The following is a 23,219-nucleotide window of genomic DNA, read 5'->3' on the forward strand; positions in this document are numbered from 1 at the left end:
GGGGTCATGAAGGTCCTGATCGTATCCTCCGAGGCTGTCCCGTTCGCCAAGACCGGCGGCCTGGCCGACGTCTGCGGCGCGCTCCCGCGGGCGCTGCGCCGGATCGGCATCGAGGCCGATCTCGCGCTGCCGTTCTACGGATGCATCGACCCGGCCCGCTTCGGGACCCGGCCCGCGGGGCCGTCGTTCCCCGTTCCGCTCGCCCAGCACGACGAAAACGGCTCCGTCTCGGAAGTCGACGGGGGCGAGGGGGTTCGCGTCTTCCTGGTCCGGAACGACCGATTCTTCGACCGGGAGTTCCTTTACGGCACCAAGGACGGCGACTACGTCGACAACTGCGAGCGGTTCACCTTCTTCTGCCGCGCCCTGATGGAATGGATGCGCCGCACCGGCCGCCATTACGACGTCATCCACAGCAACGACTGGCAGGCCGCCCTCATCCCCGCCTACCTCAAGACGCGCTATGCCGGCGACCCGGCGTTCCGCGGCACCGGATCGCTCTTCACCATCCACAACCTCGGCTACCAGGGTATCTTCTGGAATCACGCGCTGCCGGTGACGGGGCTCGGATGGGATCTGTTCACGCCGCAGGGCGTCGAGTTCTACGGCAATCTCAACTTGATGAAGGCCGGGCTCAACTTCGCCGACCTGCTCTCCACCGTCAGCCCGACCTATGCGCGTGAAGTTCAGACGGTCGAATACGGCTACGGGCTCGAAGGGGTGCTCCACGAACGGCGCGAATCGCTCGTCGGCATCCTCAACGGCGTCGACTACGACGAATGGAACCCTTCGACCGACCGCTTCATCGGCGCGCCCTTTTCGGCCGCCGACCTGTCCGGCAAGCGCGTCTGCCGCGCCGAGCTCCTCCGCGAGTTCGGCATGCCCATCGACGTCGAGGAGCCGGTGGCCGGCTTCGTGGGGCGGCTCAACGAGCAAAAAGGGGTCGACCTCATCGAGCAGGCGGGCGAGTGGATCGCCAACAGCCCCATGCGGCTCGTCGTGCTCGGCGCGGGCGAACGACGGTATGAAGATTCGCTGACCGACCTGGCCAACCGCTTCCCGGGCCGGATCGCGGTCCGGCTCGCCTACGACAACCGGCTGGCGCACATGATCGAGGCGGGCTCCGACCTCTACCTCATGCCCTCCCGCTACGAGCCGTGCGGGCTCAACCAGATCTACAGCCTCCGCTACGGGACCATCCCGATCGTCCGCGTCACCGGCGGGCTGGCCGACACGGTCGTCGACGCCGACGCGTTCCCCGACGCCGGGACCGGCTTCTCCTTCTCCGGTTACGCGGCGGCCGAGCTCATCGGGGCGATCCGGCGCGCGCTCGACGCGTTCCGGGATCCCGTCCGGCGCGAGTCCATCATCCGCCGCGGCATGGGGCTCGACTTCTCCTGGGACGCGTCCGCCCGCGCCTATGCCGTTCTTTACGAAAGGGTGGCGGCCCTGGCCGCCCCGAAGTGAAGACCGGAAGCGAGCGCCCCGCCTTCCTGCTCTCCCGCGTGATCGAGATCTGCAACTCGAACGTGCAGATCGAAAACCGCCTCAAGCACGTCTGCGACTTCCTCTGCAAGGAGACGTTCGCCGACTGCGTCTGCATCTACGGGCGCGAACAGCGCACCGGCCTCCTCTATCCCTGGGTTTCCTCCTGCATGCAGGTCAACGAATGCAGCCGGATTCCATTTCGCCTGCGTCCGGGGGAAGGGGTCGCGGGCAAGGCGGCGCAGAAGCGGGCGCCGATCTTCTTCCAGGACGTCCGGAAGATTCCCCCGTCGCTGGCCGACCCGCGCGAGCTGCGCGATTTCACCTCGATCCTCTCGATCCCCGTGACGGACGACGTTTACCTCTACGGCGTGATGAACCTCTCGTCCGCCGTCCCGGCGCAATATTCCGAGGAAGAAGCGTCGCTCATGCGCACCGTGGCCGTCGAGGTGGCGGGCGCGATCCGCAACAGCCGGCTCTACCACGACGCCCGCAAGCGCGTGTCAGAGCTGGTCACGCTCAACGAGATCGGGCGGGCGATCACCTCCACCTTCCAGGTGCGCGACCTGCTGGGATACATCGCCAAGACCACGTCCCGCCTGCTCCAGGCCGACGGCTGCACCATCCGGCTGGCCGACCCCGGCGCGAAGGGACATCTCAAGGTGATGGTCGACGAGGGTTACATGCGCTCGGGCATCCGGAAGGAGCTGCGGGAGCAGGGGCGGCGGCTCGCCGATCACATCGCCCGCGACCTCAAGCCGATCCTTATCAACGGCCCCGAGGATTCCCCTGCGTGGGGGACGCTTTCCCGGGAGGGGATCTCCTCGTACCTGGGGCTGCCGATCCTTTCCAAGGGGAAGGCGCTCGGCGTCATCAGCTATTACTCCTATTCGGCGACGCTCACCTTCGACATGGAAGTGGTCAACCTGATGCAGACCGTCTGCAGTCAGCTCGCCAACATGATCGAGAACGCGACCATGTACCGGGAGGCGCAGCAGCTCGCCCAGGCGAACCAGGACAAGGTGCAGCGGCTGTCCACGCTTTACGACGTGGCGCGGGCGCTCATGTCCACCGTCAAGACCGAGCCGCTGCTTCAGGTCATGCTCTACGCCCTCACCTCGCCGACTGGGCTCAACTTCAGCCGCGCCATCCTCTTCCTGCTGTCCGAGGACGGCGAGCAGCTCGACGGGCGGATGGGGATGGGACCGCGCGACCGGCGCGAGGCGCGCCGGCTGGCGAAGATCCACGCCTCGCTTCCGGCCGGCGTCGAGGGCCCCGGGGAGGAGACGCTCCGAAAGATGCTGTGGCCCGACATCGGGCAGATCCGCATCCCGGTGACGACCGAAGGGTGCCTCGTCGCCCAGGCGGTCACAGAGCAGAAGGCGGTCCGCACCGAGACCGGCTGCGGGCGCGCCGATACGGACGTGATCGAGGGGTTCTGCGCCGCCCACGCGTCCGCCTACGCGACCGTGCCGCTGGTCGCCAAGGGGCAGGCGCGCGGCGCGATCTACGTCGACAACCGGTTCCGGGAGCGCGAGATTACCGACGAGGACATCCAGGTCCTGACGATGTTCGCCTCCGAGGCTTCGCTGGCGATGGAGAACGCCGAGCTCTACGAGAACCTCGAGACGGCGCTCCACCAGGTCCGGGCCACGCAGGACAAGCTGCTCCAGAGCGAGAAGCTGGCGGCGCTCGGCGAGATGGCCGCCAAGATCGCCCACGAGATCAAGAACCCGCTCACCGTCATCGGCGGCTTCGCGGGCCGCATCGTCCGGAAGGGAAAGTCGGGCGAGATGGACACGGCGACGGCGACCCGCTACTCCCGGATCATCCAGAAGGAGGTGCAGCGGCTCGAGCGGATCCTCCAGGAGACGCTCTACTTCTCCCGCGAGATGGCGCCCAACGTCCGCAGCGTCGACGTCAACACCGAGATCCGGGAAGTGCTCCTCATGTATCGCGAGGAGCTCGAGGAGTCGCGCATCACAACGGTGGCCGACTTCGCCGAGATGCTGCCCATCATCTCGGTCGACCCCGACCAGTTCCGGCAGGTGCTCTGGAACCTGATCGGCAACGCGGTTCAGGTGATGGAGCACGGGGGGATGCTCAAGCTGGCGACGCGCGCCTCGTTCCCCGAGGAGGGCGACGGCATTGTCATTTTGATCGGCGACACGGGGGGCGGCATCCCGCACGACGTGGTCCACAACATCTTCAACCCCTTCTTCACGACCAAGTCCAAGGGCACCGGGCTCGGTCTCCCGATCGTTCACGCCATCGTCGAGCGTCACGGCGGCACGATCCACCTCGACAACCACGAAGGGGTCGGCGTCACCTTCTCGATCTACCTGCCCCGGTTCCCGAAGGAGATCGGGGCGACCGGGCGCCTGCTCGACCAGATCCGGAAGGGCGGAATCAACGAAAACGGGAACGGCGCCCGGGGAAATCCGCAGGGGGCGTGACCCGGCCCGCCGCATCGCGGTATAATAAGCGGATTCCCAGAAAGGCGGCAAAGACGGGCATGGACACGGCACTGAGGAATATCCGCAGCAAGGTCGAGGACGGGACGCGGCTGACCGAGGACGACGCGCTGGCGCTCTACCGGTCGCGCGATCTCATCTCGATCGGCGAGATGGCGAACCTGGCCAATCGCAGGATCAACGGGGACAAGGTTTACTTCATCGTCAACCGGCACGTCAATCCGACCAACATCTGCGTCAACCGGTGCAAGTTCTGCGCGTTCAGCAAGAGCAAGGACGAGCCGCTGGCCTACACGATGACGATGGACGAGATCCTGGCGCGCTCCGACGAGGCCGAGGCGCAGAAGGCGACCGAGATCCACATCGTCGGCGGGCTCCACCCCGACCTGACGTTTGATTTTTACCTCGACATGCTCCGGGCGCTGCGCGCGCGGCACCCCGCGATGCACATCCAGGCGTTCACGGCGGTCGAGATCGACTATTTCGCGCAGATCACCGGGCTGCCGCTCGGCGAAGTCATCGCGCGGTTGAAGGAAGCGGGGCTCGGCAGTCTTCCGGGCGGCGGCGCCGAGATCTTCGCGCCCGCGGTGCGCAACGAGATCTGCCCCGAGAAGATCCCCGGCAGCCGATGGCTCGAGGTGATGGAGGCGGTGCACCGGGCCGGGCTCAAGAGCAACGCGACGATGCTCTACGGCCACGTCGAGTCGCTCGAGTCGCGCGTCGACCACATGCGGCAGTTGCGCGAGCTCCAGGACAAGACCGGCGGATTCCAGGCGTTCATCCCGCTCGCCTTCCATCCCAAGAACACCGAGATCGCCAAGGGCTACACGACCGGCGTCGAAGACCTGATGGCGCTGGCGGTCGGGCGGCTCTACCTCGACAACTTCGCCCATGTGAAGGCCTTCTGGATCAACGTGGGCGCGAAGCTCGCCCAGGTCTCGCTCCACTTCGGCGTCGACGACATCGACGGCACCGTGGTCGAGGAGAAGATCTCCCACGCGGCAGGCGCCCAGACGGGCCAGGAAATGACCGTAGACGCCCTGGTGACGATGATCCGGCAGGCGGGCCGCATCCCGGTCGAGCGCGACACGCTCTACAACGTCGTGCGCACGTTCCAGGCTGCGGAGGGCCTTCGGGCGTGAGCTGGGAAGCCACGCTTTCCGAGGTCCTCGAGGGCCGGCGTCCGACCGAGGTCGAGGCGGTCTGGCTGCTCCAGGACGCCCCGCTGTTCGCGCTCGGGAAGGCGGCCGACGCGGTGCGCCGGAGGCTCCATCCCGAAGGCGTCGTCACCTACGTCGTCGACCGCAACATCAACTACACCAATATCTGCACCTGCGGATGCGCCTTCTGCGCCTTCTATCGCGACAAGGACGCCTCCGACGCTTATGTGCTGACCGAGGCCGAGCTCGACCGCAAGATCGTCGAGACGATCGAGGCCGGCGGCACCCGCATCCTGCTCCAGGGCGGGCTGCACCCCGATTGGGGGATGCCCGAGGCCGAGGCGCTCGTCCGCGCGGTCAAGAAGCATTCGATCCGCTGCCACGGCTTTTCGCCGCCCGAGATCACCCACTTCGCGAAGCAGTCCGGCGTGAGCATCGCCGAGGCGGTCGCGCGCCTGAAGGCGGCCGGGCTCGATTCGATCCCCGGCGGGGGCGCCGAGATCCTCGACGACGAGGTGCGCGCCGTCATCAGCCCCAAGAAGATCGGCTGGTCCCAGTGGGCCGAGGTCATGCGCGAGGCGCACCGGCAGGGGCTGAAAAGCTCGGCCACGATGATGTTCGGAAGCGTCGAGACCGCCGAGTCGGTCGTCCGGCATATCCTGCGCATCCGCGACCTGCAGGAAGAAACGGGCGGTTTCACCGGTTTCATCCCCTGGACCTTCCAGCCCGGAAATACGGCGCTCTTCACCGACCCGCGCTTCGGCGGCGGCGCGGGGGCCGGGTACAACCACGCGACCGGCTACCTCAAGGTGCTGGCGCTGTCGCGGCTGCTGCTCCCCAACGTGCCGACCGTGCAGGTCTCGTGGGTAACGATGGGCGCCAAGGTGGCGCAGGTGGGGCTGTTCTTCGGGGCCGACGACTTCGGCAGCACGATGATGGAGGAAAACGTCGTGGCCTCCGCCGGGGTGTCGTTCCGCATGACCGAGCACGAGATCATCGAGACCATCCGTGACGCGGGCTTCCGCCCGTCACGCCGGGAGGACCGTCCATGCTCGACCTGAAATTTGTCCGCGAGAACATCGAGGTGGTCGAGGAGGCGCTCAGGAAGCGCCATTCCGATCTGTCGCTGGCCGGCTTCCGGGCGCTCGACGAGAAGCGGCGGGCGATGCTCTCCGCCGTCGAGGGGCTGCGCGCCGAGCGCAACGCGGCGTCCGAGGAGATCGGGCGGCTGCGGCGCGGGAAGCAGGACGCCACGGCGCTGATGGAGCGGATGAAGACGGTGTCAGCGCAGATCAAGGAAGCCGAGGCCGGCCTGCCCGAGATCGAGGCAGAGATGGAATCGCTGCTGCTCAACATCCCCAATATCCCCGACGCCTCCGTGCCCGAGGGCGCGAACGAGGGCGACAACCCGGTGATCCGCACGTGGGGGACGCCGCGCGTCTTCGACTTCCCGGTGAAGGACCACGTCGACATCGGCGAGGCGCTCGACATCATCGATTTCGAGCGGGCCGTCAAGATCACGGGCGGGCGTTTCTGCCTGCTCAAGGGGGCCGGGGCGCGGCTCGAGCGTGCGCTGGTCAACTTCATGCTCGACCTCCACACGGGCGAGCACGGCTACACCGAGGTGCTTCCCCCGTTCATGGCCAATTCGGCGTCGTTTCTCGGCACCGGCCAGCTCCCGAAATTCGAGGACGACCTCTTCAAGATCGCCGACACCGACTACTACCTGGTGCCCACCGCCGAGGTCCCGGTGACCAACATCGTCCGGGACGAGATCCTCGACGAGGCTTCCATGCCGCTCCGGATGACGGCCTACACGCCCTGCTTCCGCAAGGAGGCGGGTTCCTACGGCAAGGATGTCCGCGGGATGATCCGGCAGCACCAGTTCAACAAGGTCGAGATGGTCGCCATCGCGAAGCCCGAGGAGGCGTTCGGCGAGCTCGAGCGGCTGACGGGCCACGCCGAGGAGGTCCTCAAGCGGCTCGGCCTGCCTTATCGCGTGATCACGCTGTGCACCGGCGACATGGGCTTTTCGTCTGCCAAGACCTACGACATCGAAGTGTGGCTGCCGTCCCAGGGGCGCTACCGCGAGATCTCCTCGTGCAGCTGCTTTTCCGATTTCCAGGCCCGGCGGGCGAAGATCCGCTTCCGTGACGCCGCCACGGGCAAGACCCGCCTGGCGAACACGCTCAACGGCTCCGGCCTGGCCGTCGGCCGCACCTCGGTGGCGATCCTCGAGAATTACCAGCAGCAGGACGGCTCCGTGACGGTTCCCGAGGCGTTGCGCCCCTACATGGGGGGACTCGAGCGGATCGTCCCGCGATAACATTTTGCGCGTCGGGGGGGCTGCATCTGATACAATTTTGATCCTGTTCATTGCAATTTCGCGTCTTATTCCCTAGATAACGCCAGTACAACAAAACCAGGGGGGTCGTCGCCATGAGCCAGGTTCCCGAGATCGTCTACATCGTCCATCAGGCCATCGATCACGAGAAGGAAGCGATCAGCCTCTACCTTGAGCTGGCCAAGATCTCCAAGGACAGCAAGGCCAAGAACGTCCTGATCAACCTGGCTTCCGACGAGGTCGGCCACATGACCCGCCTCGAGGGGTACCTGGCCGAGCTGCTCCAGGGGAAGGCGCTGATCCCGGGGCCCATGGTCGCGGGCGAAGCGATGGCTGCCGAGATGACCCGGAGCACGAAGCTCGAGGAATTCGACAAGAAAGAGCTCGAGACCGCCGACGAGATCCGCATCCTCGAGCTGGCGATCGACAAGGAGATCGGGGCCAACAGGCGCTATCTCGAGATGGCCGAAAAGGCGCACAGCGCAGACGGCAAGGCGATGTTCCTGTCGCTCGCCAAGGAAGAAGACCTCCACGCCCGGATCCTGCGCGCCGAAGTCGACGCGATCGGGCAGGAAGGGTTCTGGTTCGATCTGCAGGAATTCACGATGGAAAAACAGCAGGACTAAGCTGGGAAGGGCACGGCAAAAAGATGGAAATCATCAGGCAGGCGCGACACCGCCTGGAAGAAGAGCTTCACCGGATCGATCACGAGCTTCGGGTCGATCTGCCCAAGGAAATCAACGTGGCGCTGGCGCAGGGGGACCTCTCCGAAAACGCCGAGTACGAGGCCGCCAAGGACCGGCAGTCCACGCTGCAGGCGCGCATGGGCCAGATCCAGAAACGGCTGGCCGACCTGTCGCGCATCGACGTCAAGGGCATCCCGAAGGATCGCGCGGGGCTGGGCAGCGAGGTGACGGTCGAGAATCTCGAGACCGGCGACGTGGTGAGCTACACGCTCGTCATCCCCGAGGTCGCCGACGGCAAGCACAACCTCGTCTCGGTCGCCGCGCCGGTGGGCAAGGCGCTGCTCAACCGGCGGGTGGGAGACACGGTCAACGTCGAGATCCCGAAGGGAAGCTACGAGTTCGAGGTCCAGCGGATCGTCACCACGTTCGGAGACGTGATGGAATAGCCTCCGCGATCGCTGCGGCGCCAGGGTTTCAGGGGGCGGGCGGCGCGAAAGCGCTTCCCGCCCCGCATCTTTTCAGGCGTGATCCGGATACTTCTCCTTCACCCGCTCGACCAGTCCCTTCACCTCTTCCGACCGGCTGCGCGGACACACCAGCACGGCGTCGCCGCTGCGGACCACGACCACGTCCTCCATACCCAGCACCGCGACGAGTCCCCGGTCGGAGCGGACCAGGACGTTCCGGCAGTCGACCGCGATCGTGTCGCCGAACAGGACGTTGCCTGACGCATCGCGCCCCAGGAACTCGTGGAGCGATCGCCAGGTGCCGATGTCGTTCCAGCCGACCGCCGCGGGGACGACGAGGATCTCGGGCTCGTGCTCGAGCAGCCCGTGGTCGACGGAGACCGAGGGGATCGACCGATAGGCCTTCCTGAGCGCCCCGCGAAATCCCGGCTTGCCCGCGAGGCGGAAGGCGCCGTCGATTGCGTCGTGCACGACGGGCAGGTGGTTCGCCAGCCGTTCCCGGAATTCGGGGAGGCGGAAGATGAACAGGCCGCTGTTCCAGTCGAACCGGCCGGAACGGAGGAAGCGCCGGGCGGTCGCCGCGTCGGGCTTTTCCGCGAATCGGCGGACCCGGTACGCCTCGACGCCCTTTTCTTCCAGCGGCCGCCCCCGTTCGATGTAACCGTACCCCGTGGCGGGCGAGGTCGGCGGGATGCCGAGCGTCACGAAGCAGCCGCTCCTGCGCGCCAGGCGCATCGCCTTCCGGATGACCGACCGGAACCCCTTGAGATCGGCGATCGCATGGTCGGCGGGCGAAGCGAGCACCACGGCTTCCGGATCGCGCAGCCGGATCGCGGCGGCGGCCAAGGCGACGGCCGGAGCGGTGTTTTTGCCCTCGGGCTCGAGCAGCAGGTTTTCGGGGGGGATGCCCAGCTTTTCCGGGACGAGGTGCGCCCGGTCCTTCTCTCCCGCGACGACCCAGACGTTGCCGGCGGGGACGAGCGGCGCGAAGCGGCGGATCGTCTCGACGATCATGGCGCCTTGCCCGGTCAGGTTGAGGAACTGCTTGGCGCGCCTTTCCCGGCTCTCGGGCCAGAACCGGGTTCCCGACCCGCCCGCCATCACGACCACATGATCCATCCATCCCTCCCGTTCCGCAATTGCGCTAGAATACATCCCGTGCAGATCAACCTCAAAAAGAGTTTCATCACCGGCATCTTCGTCGTCATCCCGATGGTGCTGTCGATCGGCCTGCTTACCTGGTTCTTCACGCGGGCCGACGGCTTCTTCTCGCCCATCATCGACAGCATCCTGCCGCTGGTCACGGGCTATCCCGCCCATATCCCGGGTACCGGCATCATCACCGGCTGCGTCATCATCCTGATCGTCGGCCTCATCGCCCGCAATGTCGCGGGCGCCAAGCTGCTCGGGGCGTTCGACCGCCTGATCCACCACGTCCCGGTCTTCCGCGCGATCTACTCCACCATCAAGCAGATGACCGATTCCTTCTCGCCCGACAACACGAGCGCCTTCAAGGAAGTGGTCCTGGCCGAATATCCGAAGGAAAACTCCTACGCGCTGGGCTTCCGCACGTCCACCGTCGAGGTCGACGGCGAGCGGTTCGCGGTCGTCTTCGTCCCGACCAACAACCTCTATCTCGGTGAAGTGCTGCTCATCCCCGAGACCCGGCTTCGGCGTCTCGACATGAGCATCGAGCTGGCGCTGCGCTGCCTCGTCTCGGGCGGCACGGCCGCGCCCAGGGTGCTGCGCAGCAGCAGCGTCCCGCCCAAGGCCTGAATCACTTCAGCACGAATTCGATCCGGCTGTCTCCCTGCTTCTCCTTCTTCGCGGGGGCGAGCGTCTTTGCCTCGACCGTGAAGATCCTCCCTGGATCGACCTGCTTCGTCGCGGCGAGATAATCGATCGCCCGCTTCGACCGGTCTTGCGCGAGCTGCCGCAGCTGGTCGTCGGTGATCTCGATGTGCGTCAGGATCAGCTTCTCCATCTCGGGCACCGGCAAATCCTTCTGCATCCCGATCAGGTTGCGAGGCTTGGGAAACGATTCGGCCGAGTAGGCCTTGAGAAGGTATTTCGGATACTCCTCCGCAGTCACCGAGACGTTGTCGGCCGCCTTCGCGTCGCCGCCCTGCTTCGCCATCTCCTTGATCTTCTGCGCCCGCACCTTCCGCTCGAACGTCGCCTTCCGCAGCGCGTCCCGGTCGGCCGGCGGATCGCTGTAGCCGACGACGTCGAGCTTGAGCGCGGGCCGTTGCTCCAGCGCCTTGGCCAGCGCCTTGAGCTTGGTTTCCCCCGCGGCATCGATCGTGTCGAGGCCGGCCGGGAACTCGAGGTAGCTCAGCTCCTCGCCGTTGCCCATCAGCGCCCCGAGGAGCGCGAAGGGGGAAGTGGCCGCCTTGACGAGCAGGTTCTTGACGATCTGCCAGATGACGCCCCAGACGCTGAATTTCGGATCGTCGAGCGAGCCGCTGACCGGCAGGTCGAGCCGGATCTCCCCGTTGCGATCCTTGAGCAGCGCGACGGCGAGCCGGACCGGAAGCTTGGTCGCGTCGGGGCTGTCGACCTTTTCCCCGAAGTTGAACTGGTCGATGAAGACGACGTTGCCGGCATCGAGCTTCTTCTTGACGATCAGGTACTTGAGGCCCAGCGACAGCTTCCCTTTCTCGATCGCGTAGCCGGCGTAATGCCCCGAGTAGGGCGTCATCGGGGAGAGGTCGATGTCCTTGAAATCGACCTTGAGGTCGACGAACAGGTCGTTCCGCAACGGGTTGATCTTGCCGGAGATCTCAAGCGGGGCATGGTTGTCGAGCCGGCCCCGCAGGAGCACGTCGGCCATTTTCGTCTCCTCGGAGGACAGCCCGGACACGCGCCCGCCGACCTCCTCGAGTTTGGCGGTGTAGTTGGGCCGGACGTGGCGGTCGGTGAACAGGATCGTTCCCCCCTGCAGCGTCACGGTCTCGACCGAGACGGGGGTGGGGGTCGACGCGGGTGCCGGAGCGGCGGCGGCCGGAGAGGGTGTGGCGGCCTTCGCCGCGTTGTCGCTTATCCCCGCGGCGGGCGCCTTCCGGACGATGTCCTGGACGTTCAGCGTCCCGTCGGGATTGACCACCAGCTTCGAATAAAGACCCGACAGGGAGACTTCGCGGATCGCGGCGGAAGTCGGATTGACGCCGATCCGCATGCCGGAAAGCTGGAGCGCCTCCCATTTGAGGAAATCCTCGCCGTTCTCGTCGAGCGTGGCGAGGCCGCGAAGCCCGGCTTCGCCGTCCCACTTGACCTGCGCGGGGGCGCCTGCCGGGAGCTTCAGCGACAACCTCCCGTCCGCGTCGACGCGGCCGCCGGTCAGCTCGATGTTCACCTTCTGCGTGAAATAGGGCTGCAGCGGCGCCAGGTCGATCCCGTGAACCTTGACCGAGAGGTCGGCCTGCGACGGATCGATCCCGACCGTGCCGCTGACGGCGGCGGTGCCGGTCCCGTTGAGCGTCAGCCGTACCGAGGCCTTGCCCCGGCTGTTTTTGGCCGTGGACAGGTTGGCCGCGGAGATGTCGAGCGGCGACAGCGTCAGCAGCACGGCTTCCTCGGGCTGCTGGTCGTCCCAGGTTGTCTTCCACCGGTCGAGCGCCAGCTTGCCGAGAGTGATTTGCCAGGCGGGGGCGGAGGGAGTCGCTTTTGCGGCGGCCGCCGGTTTCGGGGCGGCTTTTTTCCCGGGGCCCTGGGGCGCGGCCGGCGTCAGCCCCGACAGGTTGACCTTACCGTCCTCGTTGCGGACGATGCGCAGCTGCCCGCGCGCGCTCCCGACCGACCCGATCCGGGCGGTGCGCCGGAGCAGGTCGATGGCGGTCTCCTTGACCTCGAGGCGGGGCACCTGGAGGAAGTCGGCATCGTCGCCCCGCTGCCGCAGCTTGAGCGACGTCAGGGCGGCCGCCAGGTTGTCGATGGCGGTGACCGCATTGTCGCTGCTTCCCGCCCGCCAGACGTAGCGGGCGGAGAGATCGAGCAGCCCTTCGCGAACGTCGAACAGGACCGACTTCGCATAGTAGGGGGCGTATTTCTTCAGGGCGATCCCGCCGATGCGGATCTCGCCTTCGGCCGCGAGCGGCGCGAGCGTGAGCCGGCCGGCATCGCGCACCGTTTCCCGCGTTTCCGTGGCCAGCGACAGGTCGAGCCCGAACGGCTTGCCCGGGGCCGTCGTGAAGTCGCGCGCCGTCACCGTGACGTTGTCGAGCGTGGTCTTGAACGGCTTTCCGTCGACGGCGGCATCCTCGTAGATGATCTTACCGCCGGTCAGCCGGAACGAGACGGCCTCGAACAGCGCGGCGGGCGCCTCCGCCGGCTTCGCCGGCTTGTCCTTGGCCGCCGCCGGGGGCTTGCCGCCAGCCGCCTCGGCCGGCGTCTTCCCGTCGCCGCCCGGCAGCAGGGAAAGGAGCGTCAGCTTCCCTTCGCGGTCGCGCGCGAGGTGCAGCTCCGGCGAAGTGAGCAGCACGTCGCCCAGCTTCACCCGCAATGGGCCGGGAGAAGCGGAGACCAGCGGCACGTCGAGCCGCGGGACCGACAGGACGGGGGCGTCGCGCAGGTCGGTGATCCGGAAGTTCTTGAGGGCGAGCGCGCCCGCCAGCACGATCGTCGGGGGAACGTCCTTGCGCTGCGTGAAGAAGAGCGTCACCTTCGTGTCGATCGCGCCCGATGGGATCTTGAACTTGAGCGGCACCGGGGAATATTCGAGGTAGTACGGGAGGTCGATGTCGCGCACGTCCATCGCGAACGAGGTCTCGCGGGCGTTGCTGAAGGGGCGCGTCTTCCCGGTCAGGGCGACCGGCGTTCCGTTGACCGTGGCTGAAAAGGCGGGTTGCACATACTTCTCGACATAATAAGGGAGGTTCGAGACGAACGGCACGGACAGGTCGATCCGCCGGATGGCGTGCTTCGTCTTCTTCGGCCGGTCGTCGAAATCGACGGCGCCGTTCTCGATCCGGATGTTGTTGATCGAGAAGCGGAGCGGCTTGGACTCGGGCGGCGACGGCTTGCCGGTGAATTCGTCGACCAGGTCGGAGAAGTTGTAGCGGCCGTCGGGCTTGCGGACGATGGCGATCCGGGGACCGCGCAGCGTGACTTCCCGCAGGACGGGACCCCGGTGCCAGGCGGAAACCATCTGGGCGTCGACGAACAGTTCGTCGAATGCAAGAAACGGCCCGCCCGTCTCCCGGTCGGCGATCGCAAGCCCGCGCACCGTGACCGACAGCGTGAACGGGTTGATCCGAACCGAGGCGACCGTCGTCTTCCGGTGAAGCGCTTTCGTGGCCTGTTTCTCGATGACCGACCGGACGATCGGGGGCAGCACGAGGAAGCCGAGCAGCGCAATGAACGCGATCGCACCCGCCAGTCCGATCACGATTTTTCGGACGACCGGTTTCCTCGCCATCGTATTGATATCCATCGGTTTCTCCTTGAGATCGATCCGCTTGACCGATTTTAGCATCATCGGCGTTATCCTGAAGCGGGTTGCAGTCCCGCCGCGCACCCAAACCGGGAATCCTTGCGGCGCTCCCGGCATCCAACGCCTATGAAAGCCGCAGGATATACATTGATCATCATGTCGATCTGGCTTACGGCTTCGGCCGTATCGGCGGGAGATACGAAGATGTCTGTTGCAGGAACGAAGGCGGCGACGGCGACGTTCGCGGGGGGATGCTTCTGGTGCATGCAGCCGCCTTATGACACGCTGCCGGGCGTGATCCGGACGACCGTCGGCTATACCGGAGGGCACACGGTCAACCCGACGTACGACCAGGTTTCCGCCGGTGGCACGGGGCACGCCGAATCGGTCGAGATCGTCTTCGATCCGTCGAAATTATCCTACGGGAAGCTGCTCGACATCTTCTGGCACAACATCGACCCGCTGGTTGCGGACCGCCAGTTCTGCGACGTGGGCGCGCAATACCGCACGGCGATCTTTTTCCACGACGAGGCGCAGCGCAAGGCGGCCGAGGCGTCGAAGGCGGCGGTCGAGAAGTCGAAGGGGTGGAAGGTGGCGACGCAGGTCGTCGCGGCGGGGCCGTTCTACCCGGCCGAGGAATATCACCAGGAGTACCACACCAAGAATCCGATCCGGTACAAGTTCTACCGCTACAACTGCGGACGCGACCAGCGTCTCGACGAGCTCTGGGGAAAGAACCGGTGACCGCGCCGGAAATTCCCTGGAAGCCGACGAAGGCGCAGCTCGCGGAGGCCGCATCGACCGGGACCGTGGCCGACGTGATCAAGGACGGGCTCTCCGTCCTCTTCGTCGGGATCAATCCCGGCCTCTATTCCGGCGCGATCCACCACCACTTCGGCCGGCCCGGCAACCGCTTCTGGCCTGCGCTTTACGCTTCCGGCTTCACCCCGCAGGCCCTGTCGCCGTTCGAGGAGCGTGCGCTTCTTGGGTACGGCCTCGGCATCACCAACCTGGTCGGCCGCACGACGGCGACCGCGGCGGAGGTGACCACCGATGAGCTGGTCGAAGGCGCCGAGGCGCTCGCGGCCAAGGTGCGCCGGCATCGGCCCGGCTTCGTGGCTTTTCTCGGGCTCACCTCCTACCGCGCCGCGTTCCGGCGTCCGAAGGCGGTGCTGGGTCTGCTGCCCGACCCGTTCGCCGGCACGCGCGCCTGGTTGCTTCCCAACCCGAGCGGCCTCAACGCCCACCACCAGCCCGCCGACCTGGCAAGGATGTTCGGGGAATTGCGGGTAGCCGCGGGGGCGCCACCCGGGTGATTCGCCGGCGCCCGGATTCCCTCGGCTTCGTCAGAGGGGGGCCGTTCACTCCGTAGTCAGCCGCAACCCTCCTATCCACCGGCACTGCGTTCAGACCCCCCTTCCTTCCTCTCTGTCGGGAGCGGGGCGCCGGGCAGGCGTCTTCTTGTTGGAGCGGCCGCGTTTCCGGGAGCGACCGCGAATCGGTCGTCCGCGAGGCGTTCAAGGATCTCCTGAAAGTTCTGTCCCGCCGGCACGACCTCACCTTCGTCGCCGAATACGAGATCACGAAGCCCGCGAAGGAGCGCCGATACGTCGACGGCGCGCTGCTCCATTCCCTGCGTGTCCCGTTCGGCTACTGGGAAGCGAAGGACGAGAAGGACGACATCGACGCCGAGATCCTCCAGAAGCGGCGCCGCAACTACCCAACCGACAACATCGTCCTCGAGGACTCGGCCCGCGCCGTGTTGATCCAGAACGGCGAGGAGGTCATGCGGAGCGCCGTCGACGACATCGCCGGGCTGGCACGACTCCTCGATCTCTTCTTCGCCTACCAGCCGGGAGAGGTCACCGAGTTCCGCCGGGCCGTCGTGCAATTCGGGTTCGACATCCCGTCGGTCTTGTCCGCGCACCGGGAAATGATCGAGTCGGCGCACGCCGCGAATCCCGCCTTCCGAGAGGCCTCCGTAAAATTCCTGGACCATGCGCGGGAGGCGATCAACCCGTCGCTCTCGGCCGCCGATGTCCGGGAGATGCTGATCCAGCACGTCCTGACCGAGGAGATCTTTTCGAAAGTCTTTGGCGAGGACGACTTCCACCGGAACAACAACGTCGCGAAGGCGCTGTACGCGCTCGAGGGCACCTTCTTCACGGGAGACCTGAAGAAACGGACGCTCAAGGCGCTCGACCCCTACTACGCCGCGATCACCGGGGAATACGAGGAATTCCCGAACCTGTGCTTCGTCGACACGCTCGACAACGTCCACGGCCTCCGCAAGCACGAAGGGCACATGGACGACCTGTTCGGCTCCGTGAGCGAGGAGAACGTCGGCCGCATCCGCCGCCAGAACGCCCGGAAGATCAGCGTCGTCATCGGCAACCCGCCGTACAACGCGAACCAGCAAAATGAGAACGAGAACAACAGGAACCGTGATTATCCCGAGATCGACAAGCGGATCAAGGAAACGTACATCAAGGCGAGCACCGCGCAGAAGACGAAGCTCTACGACATGTACGCCCGCTTCTTCCGCTGGGCCTCCGACCGCGTCGACGAGAACGGGATCGTGGCGTTTGTGAACAACAACTCCTTCGTAGACGGGCGCACCTTCGACGGCTTCAGGAAGGAAGTGGCGAAGGAGTTCAATGAAATCCGGGTCGTCGACCTCAAGGGGAACGCCCGCACCAGCGGGGAGCGGCGCCGGCAGGAAGGCGGGAACGTTTTCTTGGATACGATTCGGGTAGGCGTGGCGATCTGGTTCTGTGTCAAGAAGAAGGGTCAGAAGGGATGCCGCATCTTCTACGAATCGGTCCGCGATTACGCCCCGGCCGAGGAGAAGGTGGAGTTCCTCGCCCGAAATCCGCTGCTGGAACGCAAGGCCGAGGAGATCGTCCCCGACGTCCGCGGGAACTGGATCCATCAGTCGGCAAGCGACTTCGACACGCTCGTACCCGTGGCTTCGAAAAGGGCCAAGCTGGCGAAGCGGCTCGCCGACGAGAAGGCGATCTTTAAGCTGTTCTCCTTGGGCGTGGTGACGGCGCGGGACGAGTGGGTCTACGGCATCAAGCGCGCCGAGGTGGAACGGAAGGTCCGCTTCCTGGTCGACGCCTACAACGGCGAGGTGGCGCGCCTGAAGGACCATCTGGCCGACGACGACCTCGCGAGCAGGCTCGACACGACGATCAAATGGACGCGGGCGGTGAAGAACGATCTGCGCAAAGGAACCAAATACCGGTTCGACGAATCGTCCCTCACCCGGGGGGTCTATCGTCCTTTCGTCTCGCGCGACCTGTATTTCAATCCGAAGCTGAACGAGATGCAGTACCAATTCAAGAGAATTTTCCCACTCCTTCCCCCCGAGGACGGCGGTCCGGGTTCGTTGGCGATATTGCTGAGCGGGCATCCCGAATCTAAGCCGTTTTCCGTGCTGGCGATCCGGGACATTCCTTCATACGACACGCTCGAAAAGACATTGGTGCTCACTGCTTCAAAGTTGGAATCCGACGGTTCCCGCACCGACAACATCACCGACTGGGCGCTCGCGCGCTTCAGGAAAACGTATCCGGCGGGGAAGGAGAAGGGCGCGAAGGCCGTGACGAAGGAAGCGATCTTTTTCTACGTCTACGCTGTCCTCCACGATCCCGCCTATCGCGAGAAGTACGCGCTCGACCTGCGGCGCGACTTCCCGCGCGTGCCGCTCCACGACGACTTCTGGCGTTGGGTCGAGCGGGGGAAGGCGCTTGCCGACCTGCACGTGGGCTACGAGGCGGCTGAGCCGTTCCCGCTGGTGCGCACCGATGTTACCGACGCACGGCGCAAGAGGAGCGCGGTGTCTCCCCGAGATGCTTGCTGAAGGCCGACAGGGAGGCGGGTGTCATCCGTATCGACGAGGAGACGACGCTGTCGGGGATCCCGCCCGAGGCCTGGACATACCGGCTCGGGAACCGCTCGGCCATCGAATGGGTGCTCGACCAGCACAGGGAGCGCAAGCCGAAGGACCCGACGATCCGGGAGCGGTTCGACAGCTACCGGTTCGCCGACCACAAGGAGGCCGTGATCGACCTCCTCCGGCGCGTGACGAACGTCTCCGTGCAGACCATGAAAATCGTCTGCGAAATGGATATCGCCGGACGTTAAGGGCACGAGGGATTCGGGGCCATCCGCCCAATGCTCGGATGCCCGATGCTTCCGTAGCGGAACGGGCTGGGGGGTCTGAACGCAGTGCCGATGGATAGGAGTGTTGCGGCTGCCAACGGAGTGAACGGCCCCCCACCCGCGGAGCCTAGGATCAACGGGGCATGATATCATAATGCTATCATTGGCTCCCGGAGGGCTTCCATGTCCCAGATACTGGTCCGTGACCTGGACGAATCGCTGGTCGAGCGGCTGAAGCGTCAGGCAAAACGGCACCACCGCTCGTTGCAGGGCGAGGTGAAAGCGATTCTCGTCGAATCCGTGCGCCTGACGCCGTCCGAAATGCTGGCGACGGCGGAAGACTGGCACCGGCGATTGGCCGGCGGGAAATTCGGCGACAGCGCCCTCCTGGTGCGCGAGGACCGCGGCCGGTGAAGGCCGCGTTCGTGGTCGATGCCAGCGTCGCCGTCAAATGGTTCGTTCCCGAGATCCACGCGGGATCAGCATTGCGCTTGCTCCGCGAGGGGACCGGCCTGCATGCGCCCGAGTTGATCCAGGCGGAGTTCGGAAACATCCTCTGGAAGAAGTGCCGCGCGGGCGAGCTCGACGGAAAGACGGCCGGGGAAATCCTGGTCGGATTCCGGAGAGCGCCTTTGGCGATCCATCCGTATGGAAGCTGCCTGCACACGGCCTGGGAAATCGCCCGGAGGTACGACCGGACGTTCTACGACAGTTTGTACCTCGCCCTGGCGATGGCCGAAAAAGCCCCCATGGTCACCGCCGACCGGAAATTCTTCGACGCCCTGGCCGGAACGCCGGCGGCGAAACATCTCCGGTGGATCGAGGACGTCGATTGAACGTTACGCTTGACAAACAGCGTTCTTTTCGCCTAACCTGTTTCCCATCATGAAGACGCAAAACGCACGCATCACGAACGTCGGTCGCCTCGCTCTACGCGGGCTGCCCGGAGGCCGGTCTACCGCCGCGTGAGCGTACGTCTCATTTGTTAAGCGCACACGGGCCGCGGAACCGGCAAAGGTTCCCGCGGCCTTTTCGTTTTTTTATCGAAGCCGCCGGGAGCTCCCTCCCGGCGGCTTTTTTATTGTCCGGCCGACGAAAGACGCAAAAACCGAATAAACCAAAAACGGGAGGAACGGGAAAATGGCTGAAAAGGTCTTCATCTTCGACACGACATTGCGCGACGGGGAGCAGGTGCCGGGCGCCAAGCTCGCCAAGGACCAGAAGGTCGAGATCGCGAAGCAGATCGCCGCGCTCGGCGTCGACATCATCGAGGCGGGCTTCCCCGCCTCGTCCCCCGGCGATTTCGACGCGGTGCAGACCGTGGCGCGCGAGGTCAAGGGGCCGGTCATCGCGGGTCTTGCCCGCGCCGTCAAGAAGGACATCGACACGCTGTGGGAGGCGATCAAGCTCGCGAAGCGGCCCCGTATCCACACGTTCATCGGAACCTCCGACATCCACATCCAGAAGAAGTTCCGCTCCGACAAGGAGAAGATCCTCCAGTGGAGCATCGACACCGTGAAATACGCCCGGTCGCTGTGCGCCGACGTCGAGTTCACGACCGAGGACGCGGCCCGGACCGAGTTCGAATACCTCTGCCGCGCCGTCGAGGCGGCCATCAAGGCCGGCGCGACGACGATCAACATCCCCGACACGGTGGGCTACGCGACCCCGATGGAGATGGCCGACCGGGTCCGGCGGCTGAAGGAGAAGGTGCCGGCGCTCGACCACGCGATTCTCTCGATGCACTGCCACAACGACATGGGGCTCGCGACGGCCAACACGCTGGCGGGCATCCTGGGGGGGGCGCGCCAGGCCGAGGTGACGATCAACGGCATCGGCGAACGCGCCGGAAACGCGGCGCTCGAAGAAGTCGTCATGGCGATCCGCACGCGGAAGGACATCTTCAAGGGGCTCTACACCGACATCAACACGAAGGAGATCGCGAAGACCAGTCGGATGGTCTCGACGCTCATGGGGCTTCCGATCCAGCGCAACAAGGCGATCGTCGGCGTCAATGCGTTCGCCCATTCGTCGGGCATCCACCAGGATGGGATCCTGAAGGACCGCGCGACCTACGAGATCGTCCGGCCCGAGGACGTCGGCGTCTCCGCGCATGCCTTTACGCTGACGGCCCGCTCCGGGCGCGCCGCGCTCAAGCACCAGATCGCGGGCATGGGGCACCAGGTCACCGACGCGCAGCTCGATTCGATCTACGAGGCGTTCCTTACGCTGGCCGACAAGAAGAAGGAAGTGGCGGTCGAGGATCTCGGCGCGCTCGTCCAGGAAGAGCTGTTCAAGGTGCCCGAGATCTACAAGCTCGAGCACATCCAGTTCCTGTCGGGCTCGAAGGCGACGCCGATGGCGGCGCTCCGCATCCGCAAGGACAAGGAGGTCATCGAGGAGGCGTCCACCGGCAACGGCCCCGTCGACGCGGCCTACAAGTGCGTAGAGCGGGTCGTCGGCCGGAAGTTCGAGCTGATCGACTGGGGGCTGAACGCGATCACCTCGGGCGAGGACGCGGTCGGCGAGGCGCGGGTGCGCATCCGCTTCAAGGACACGATCGTCGCGGGCACGGCCACCTCGACCGACGTCATCGAGGCCTCGGTCAAGGCATACCTCGCCGCGATCAACCGCTACATCGCGCTCGAGGCGCGCGAGAAGGCCGCGAAGAAGGTGAAGGGCGCGCCGAAGAAGAAGGTCGCGGTCAAGGGCGTGTGACCGGTCCCCGCGGGCGCCTTGCGACTTGCCCCGGGGACCGTCTGGACGGGCCTGGCCGGCACCGGAGGTCCGTTTTCGGCGGGCCGGGATGGCGCGGGGGAACGCGCCTTTCCCGGCCCGATTTTTTTCGGGAGCACGTTTTATTGAGGGGAATTGCAATAATATTGCAGTCAATTACCGAGGGAGGTGTATATTCCGGAAGTCACGAGTGAAATACCTTTAGCCGGAGGACCGCCATGCGCCGCCTTACCCTTTCCCCTATCGCGTTGCTTCTCGTATCCCTGATCACCTCGTGCGGAAGCAGCGGAGGGGGAACGTCGGGGACCGAACGGGCTCCACTGACGCTGGCCGGGACGGTGTCCACATTCGCAGGCACGGGGGTTGCCACCTTCGCCGGATCCGAGCCGACCTTCTTCGGCCCCAGCGGCGTCGTCAAGGTCGGTTCGGACCTTTTCGTGACAGATATGGGAAACAACACGATCCGCAAGGTCGTGATCGCGACGGGCGAGACGACAACGCTGGCGGGGAGCGGAGTCCCCGGGCATGCCGACGGCACGGGGAGCGACTCCAGCTTTTGGTCCCCCGGTGGCATCACGTCGGACGGTACGAACCTCTACGTGGTCGACCGGTCGAACAGCAGGATCCGGCAGGTAGTAATCGCGACCGGGGAAGTGACGACGTTGGCGGGACGCGACGGCCCCCACGAATCCGTCGATGGCACGGGCAGCGCGGCGGAATTCGCTTTCCCCGAGGGCATCGCGACCGACGGGACGAACCTTTACGTGACCGAATCGGGCAGCAAGATCCGGAAGGTGGTGATTGCGACCGGGGTCGTCACGACGATCGCGAACTTCTCGAACGGAATCCGGCACCCCTACGGCATCGCCACCGACAACGGGACGAACCTTTACCTCACCTCGTCCGACAATACGATCCAGAAAATGGTGGTCGCGACGCTGGAAGTGACGACGTTGGCAGGAAGGCCCGGCGCCACGCGCACCGACAACGCCGCCCTCGACGGTACGGGGAGCGCGGCCACATTCTACAATCCCTGGGGCATCGCGATCGACGGAACGAACCTGTTCGTGACCGACTCCCGCAACCACACGGTCCGGAAAGTCGTGATCGCGACCGGGGCAGTGACGACGCTGGCGGGCGGCCGGAAAAGTGCCGGGTATGCCGACGGCGCGGGCAGCGCGGCCCGTTTCAACCTGCCTTGGGGCATCGCGACCGACGGGACCGAGCTGTTCTTGGCCGACTACATGAACTTTTCGGTCAGGAAGGTGGCGATCGCATCGGCGGAGGTGACGACGGTGTCTGGAAGCCCCGGCTTCTCCGCTGACGGCACGGCGGGCGAGGCCACCTTCAACAATCCCTCGGGCGCCGCGTCTGACGGGAGGAACCTCTTCGTGGCAGACACCTGCAACCACACGATCCGGAAGATCGTGATCGCGACCGGGGCGGTGACGACGCTGGCGGGGTACGCGGGGGAATACGGCGTCGCAGACGGCAATGGAAGCGACGCCAGGTTCAACAACCCGTCCGGCCTCGCGACCGACGGGACGAATGTCTATGTGGCCGACACGGGGAACTGCACGATCCGGAAGATCGCGATCGCCACTGGTGAGACGACGACGCTGGCGGGGCGCCCCGAGGAGGTCGGCGCCGCCGACGGCTTCGGGAGCGAGGCAACGTTCAACTCGCCATACGGAATCGCGACGGACGGGACGAACCTCTACGTGGCGGACACGGCAAACCATACGATCCGGAAGGTCGTGATCGCGACGGGGGAAGTGACGAGCGTGGCGGGCGCCGCCGGCATTGCCGGCGCCTCCAGCGGAATGGGTGCCGCGGCGACGTTCAACCAGCCGGCCGGCATCACGTATGACGGGGGGAACCTCTACGTGGCCGACACCTTCAACGGCACGGTCCGGAAGATCGTACTCGCGACCGGCGCCGTGACGACACTCGCGGGGATCTCGGGGGCGGGCGGGTCCGACGACGGCATGGGGAGCGGGGCGCGCTTCGACCTGCCGACCGGGATCGCGTCGGACGGGATGTACCTCTACGTATCGGATCAGGGGAACCACACGATCCGGAAGATCGTGATCGCGACCCGGGAAGTGACGACGATAGCGGGAAGTGCCTCCCATACCGGCGCCACGAACGGGGCGGGGACCGATGCGCGGTTCTATTACCCGACGGGGCTCGCGACCGACGGGACCTCACTCTTCGTCGCCGACTGCTTCAACAACGCAATCCGGGTGATCCGGTAGCCCGGCCGGCG

Annotated in this window: 18 protein-coding genes; 16 read left to right on the top strand and 2 right to left on the bottom strand. The window is 65.7% G+C overall.

Annotated features, from left to right (window positions below):
- The first annotated feature begins 6 nt into the window (after positions 1-6).
- The 7 genes from glgA (at position 7) to greA (ending at position 8,595) form a co-directional block, all read left to right on the top strand.
- Entirely contained in the window at positions 7-1,467 is a 1,461-nt protein-coding gene (glgA, locus tag VGK27_01125; GenBank protein HEY3488705.1) for a glycogen synthase GlgA, read from the top strand.
- Positions 1,464-3,941, top strand: coding sequence for a GAF domain-containing protein (locus tag VGK27_01130; GenBank protein ID HEY3488706.1), 2,478 nt, complete (start codon positions 1,464-1,466; stop codon positions 3,939-3,941). Before glgA ends, VGK27_01130 begins: the two co-directional genes overlap by 4 nt.
- Positions 3,942-4,000: 59 nt before the next feature.
- The gene (gene mqnE / locus VGK27_01135) at positions 4,001-5,101 is read left to right on the top strand and encodes an aminofutalosine synthase MqnE (protein ID HEY3488707.1); all 1,101 of its coding nucleotides are present in this window, start codon (positions 4,001-4,003) and stop codon (positions 5,099-5,101) included.
- A complete protein-coding gene (gene mqnC / locus VGK27_01140; GenBank protein ID HEY3488708.1) occupies positions 5,098-6,180 on the top strand; it encodes a cyclic dehypoxanthinyl futalosine synthase in 1,083 nt (360 codons plus the stop codon). The genes mqnE and mqnC overlap by 4 nt, the downstream gene beginning before the upstream one ends.
- Entirely contained in the window at positions 6,168-7,445 is a 1,278-nt protein-coding gene (gene serS, locus VGK27_01145) for a serine--tRNA ligase (protein ID HEY3488709.1), read from the top strand. Before mqnC ends, serS begins: the two co-directional genes overlap by 13 nt.
- Positions 7,446-7,558: 113 nt before the next feature.
- Positions 7,559-8,089, top strand: a complete 531-nt coding sequence (locus tag VGK27_01150) for a ferritin family protein (protein ID HEY3488710.1) — start codon at positions 7,559-7,561, stop codon at positions 8,087-8,089.
- A 23-nt stretch (positions 8,090-8,112) separates the two neighbouring features.
- Positions 8,113-8,595, top strand: a complete 483-nt coding sequence (gene greA / locus VGK27_01155; protein HEY3488711.1) for a transcription elongation factor GreA — start codon at positions 8,113-8,115, stop codon at positions 8,593-8,595.
- 72 nt (positions 8,596-8,667) lie between these two features.
- Here greA and VGK27_01160 read toward each other — a convergent pair whose 3' ends face one another.
- Positions 8,668-9,735: a sugar phosphate nucleotidyltransferase gene (locus tag VGK27_01160; GenBank protein HEY3488712.1), complete on the bottom strand. Its 1,068-nt coding sequence runs from the start codon at positions 9,733-9,735 to the stop codon at positions 8,668-8,670.
- A gap of 39 nt (positions 9,736-9,774) precedes the next feature.
- Here VGK27_01160 and VGK27_01165 point away from each other — a divergent pair, with 39 nt between their 5' ends.
- Positions 9,775-10,392, top strand: a complete 618-nt coding sequence (locus VGK27_01165) for a DUF502 domain-containing protein (GenBank protein HEY3488713.1) — start codon at positions 9,775-9,777, stop codon at positions 10,390-10,392.
- A gap of 1 nt (position 10,393) precedes the next feature.
- Here the strand turns inward: VGK27_01165 and VGK27_01170 are convergent, their stop codons facing one another.
- The gene (locus tag VGK27_01170; protein ID HEY3488714.1) at positions 10,394-14,092 is read right to left on the bottom strand and encodes a DUF748 domain-containing protein; all 3,699 of its coding nucleotides are present in this window, start codon (positions 14,090-14,092) and stop codon (positions 10,394-10,396) included.
- Positions 14,093-14,251: 159 nt separating this feature from the next.
- On the opposite strand from VGK27_01170, the gene msrA reads away from it, so the two are divergent.
- The 8 genes from msrA to VGK27_01210 all read left to right on the top strand — a co-directional run bounded on the left by msrA (position 14,252) and on the right by VGK27_01210 (position 23,208).
- Entirely contained in the window at positions 14,252-14,791 is a 540-nt protein-coding gene (gene msrA / locus VGK27_01175; GenBank protein ID HEY3488715.1) for a peptide-methionine (S)-S-oxide reductase MsrA, read from the top strand.
- Positions 14,788-15,363: a mismatch-specific DNA-glycosylase gene (locus VGK27_01180; protein HEY3488716.1), complete on the top strand. Its 576-nt coding sequence runs from the start codon at positions 14,788-14,790 to the stop codon at positions 15,361-15,363. Before msrA ends, VGK27_01180 begins: the two co-directional genes overlap by 4 nt.
- 443 nt (positions 15,364-15,806) lie before the next feature.
- The gene (locus tag VGK27_01185; protein ID HEY3488717.1) at positions 15,807-17,912 is read left to right on the top strand and encodes a type ISP restriction/modification enzyme; all 2,106 of its coding nucleotides are present in this window, start codon (positions 15,807-15,809) and stop codon (positions 17,910-17,912) included.
- The gene (locus tag VGK27_01190; protein ID HEY3488718.1) at positions 17,906-18,196 is read left to right on the top strand and encodes a type ISP restriction/modification enzyme; all 291 of its coding nucleotides are present in this window, start codon (positions 17,906-17,908) and stop codon (positions 18,194-18,196) included. The genes VGK27_01185 and VGK27_01190 overlap by 7 nt, the downstream gene beginning before the upstream one ends.
- Positions 18,197-18,397: 201 nt before the next feature.
- The gene (locus tag VGK27_01195; protein ID HEY3488719.1) at positions 18,398-18,628 is read left to right on the top strand and encodes a hypothetical protein; all 231 of its coding nucleotides are present in this window, start codon (positions 18,398-18,400) and stop codon (positions 18,626-18,628) included.
- Positions 18,625-19,050 (top strand): type II toxin-antitoxin system VapC family toxin, encoded by a 426-nt coding sequence (locus VGK27_01200; protein ID HEY3488720.1) that lies wholly within the window; start codon positions 18,625-18,627, stop codon positions 19,048-19,050. Before VGK27_01195 ends, VGK27_01200 begins: the two co-directional genes overlap by 4 nt.
- 304 nt (positions 19,051-19,354) lie before the next feature.
- Positions 19,355-20,932: a 2-isopropylmalate synthase gene (locus tag VGK27_01205; GenBank protein HEY3488721.1), complete on the top strand. Its 1,578-nt coding sequence runs from the start codon at positions 19,355-19,357 to the stop codon at positions 20,930-20,932.
- Positions 20,933-21,168: 236 nt separating this feature from the next.
- A complete protein-coding gene (locus VGK27_01210) occupies positions 21,169-23,208 on the top strand; it encodes a hypothetical protein (protein HEY3488722.1) in 2,040 nt (679 codons plus the stop codon).
- Positions 23,209-23,219 lie beyond the last annotated feature (11 nt).

This window comes from Candidatus Deferrimicrobiaceae bacterium, from assembly GCA_036504035.1.
In the GTDB taxonomy this organism is placed as follows: domain Bacteria; phylum Desulfobacterota; class Deferrimicrobia; order Deferrimicrobiales; family Deferrimicrobiaceae; genus JANXPS01.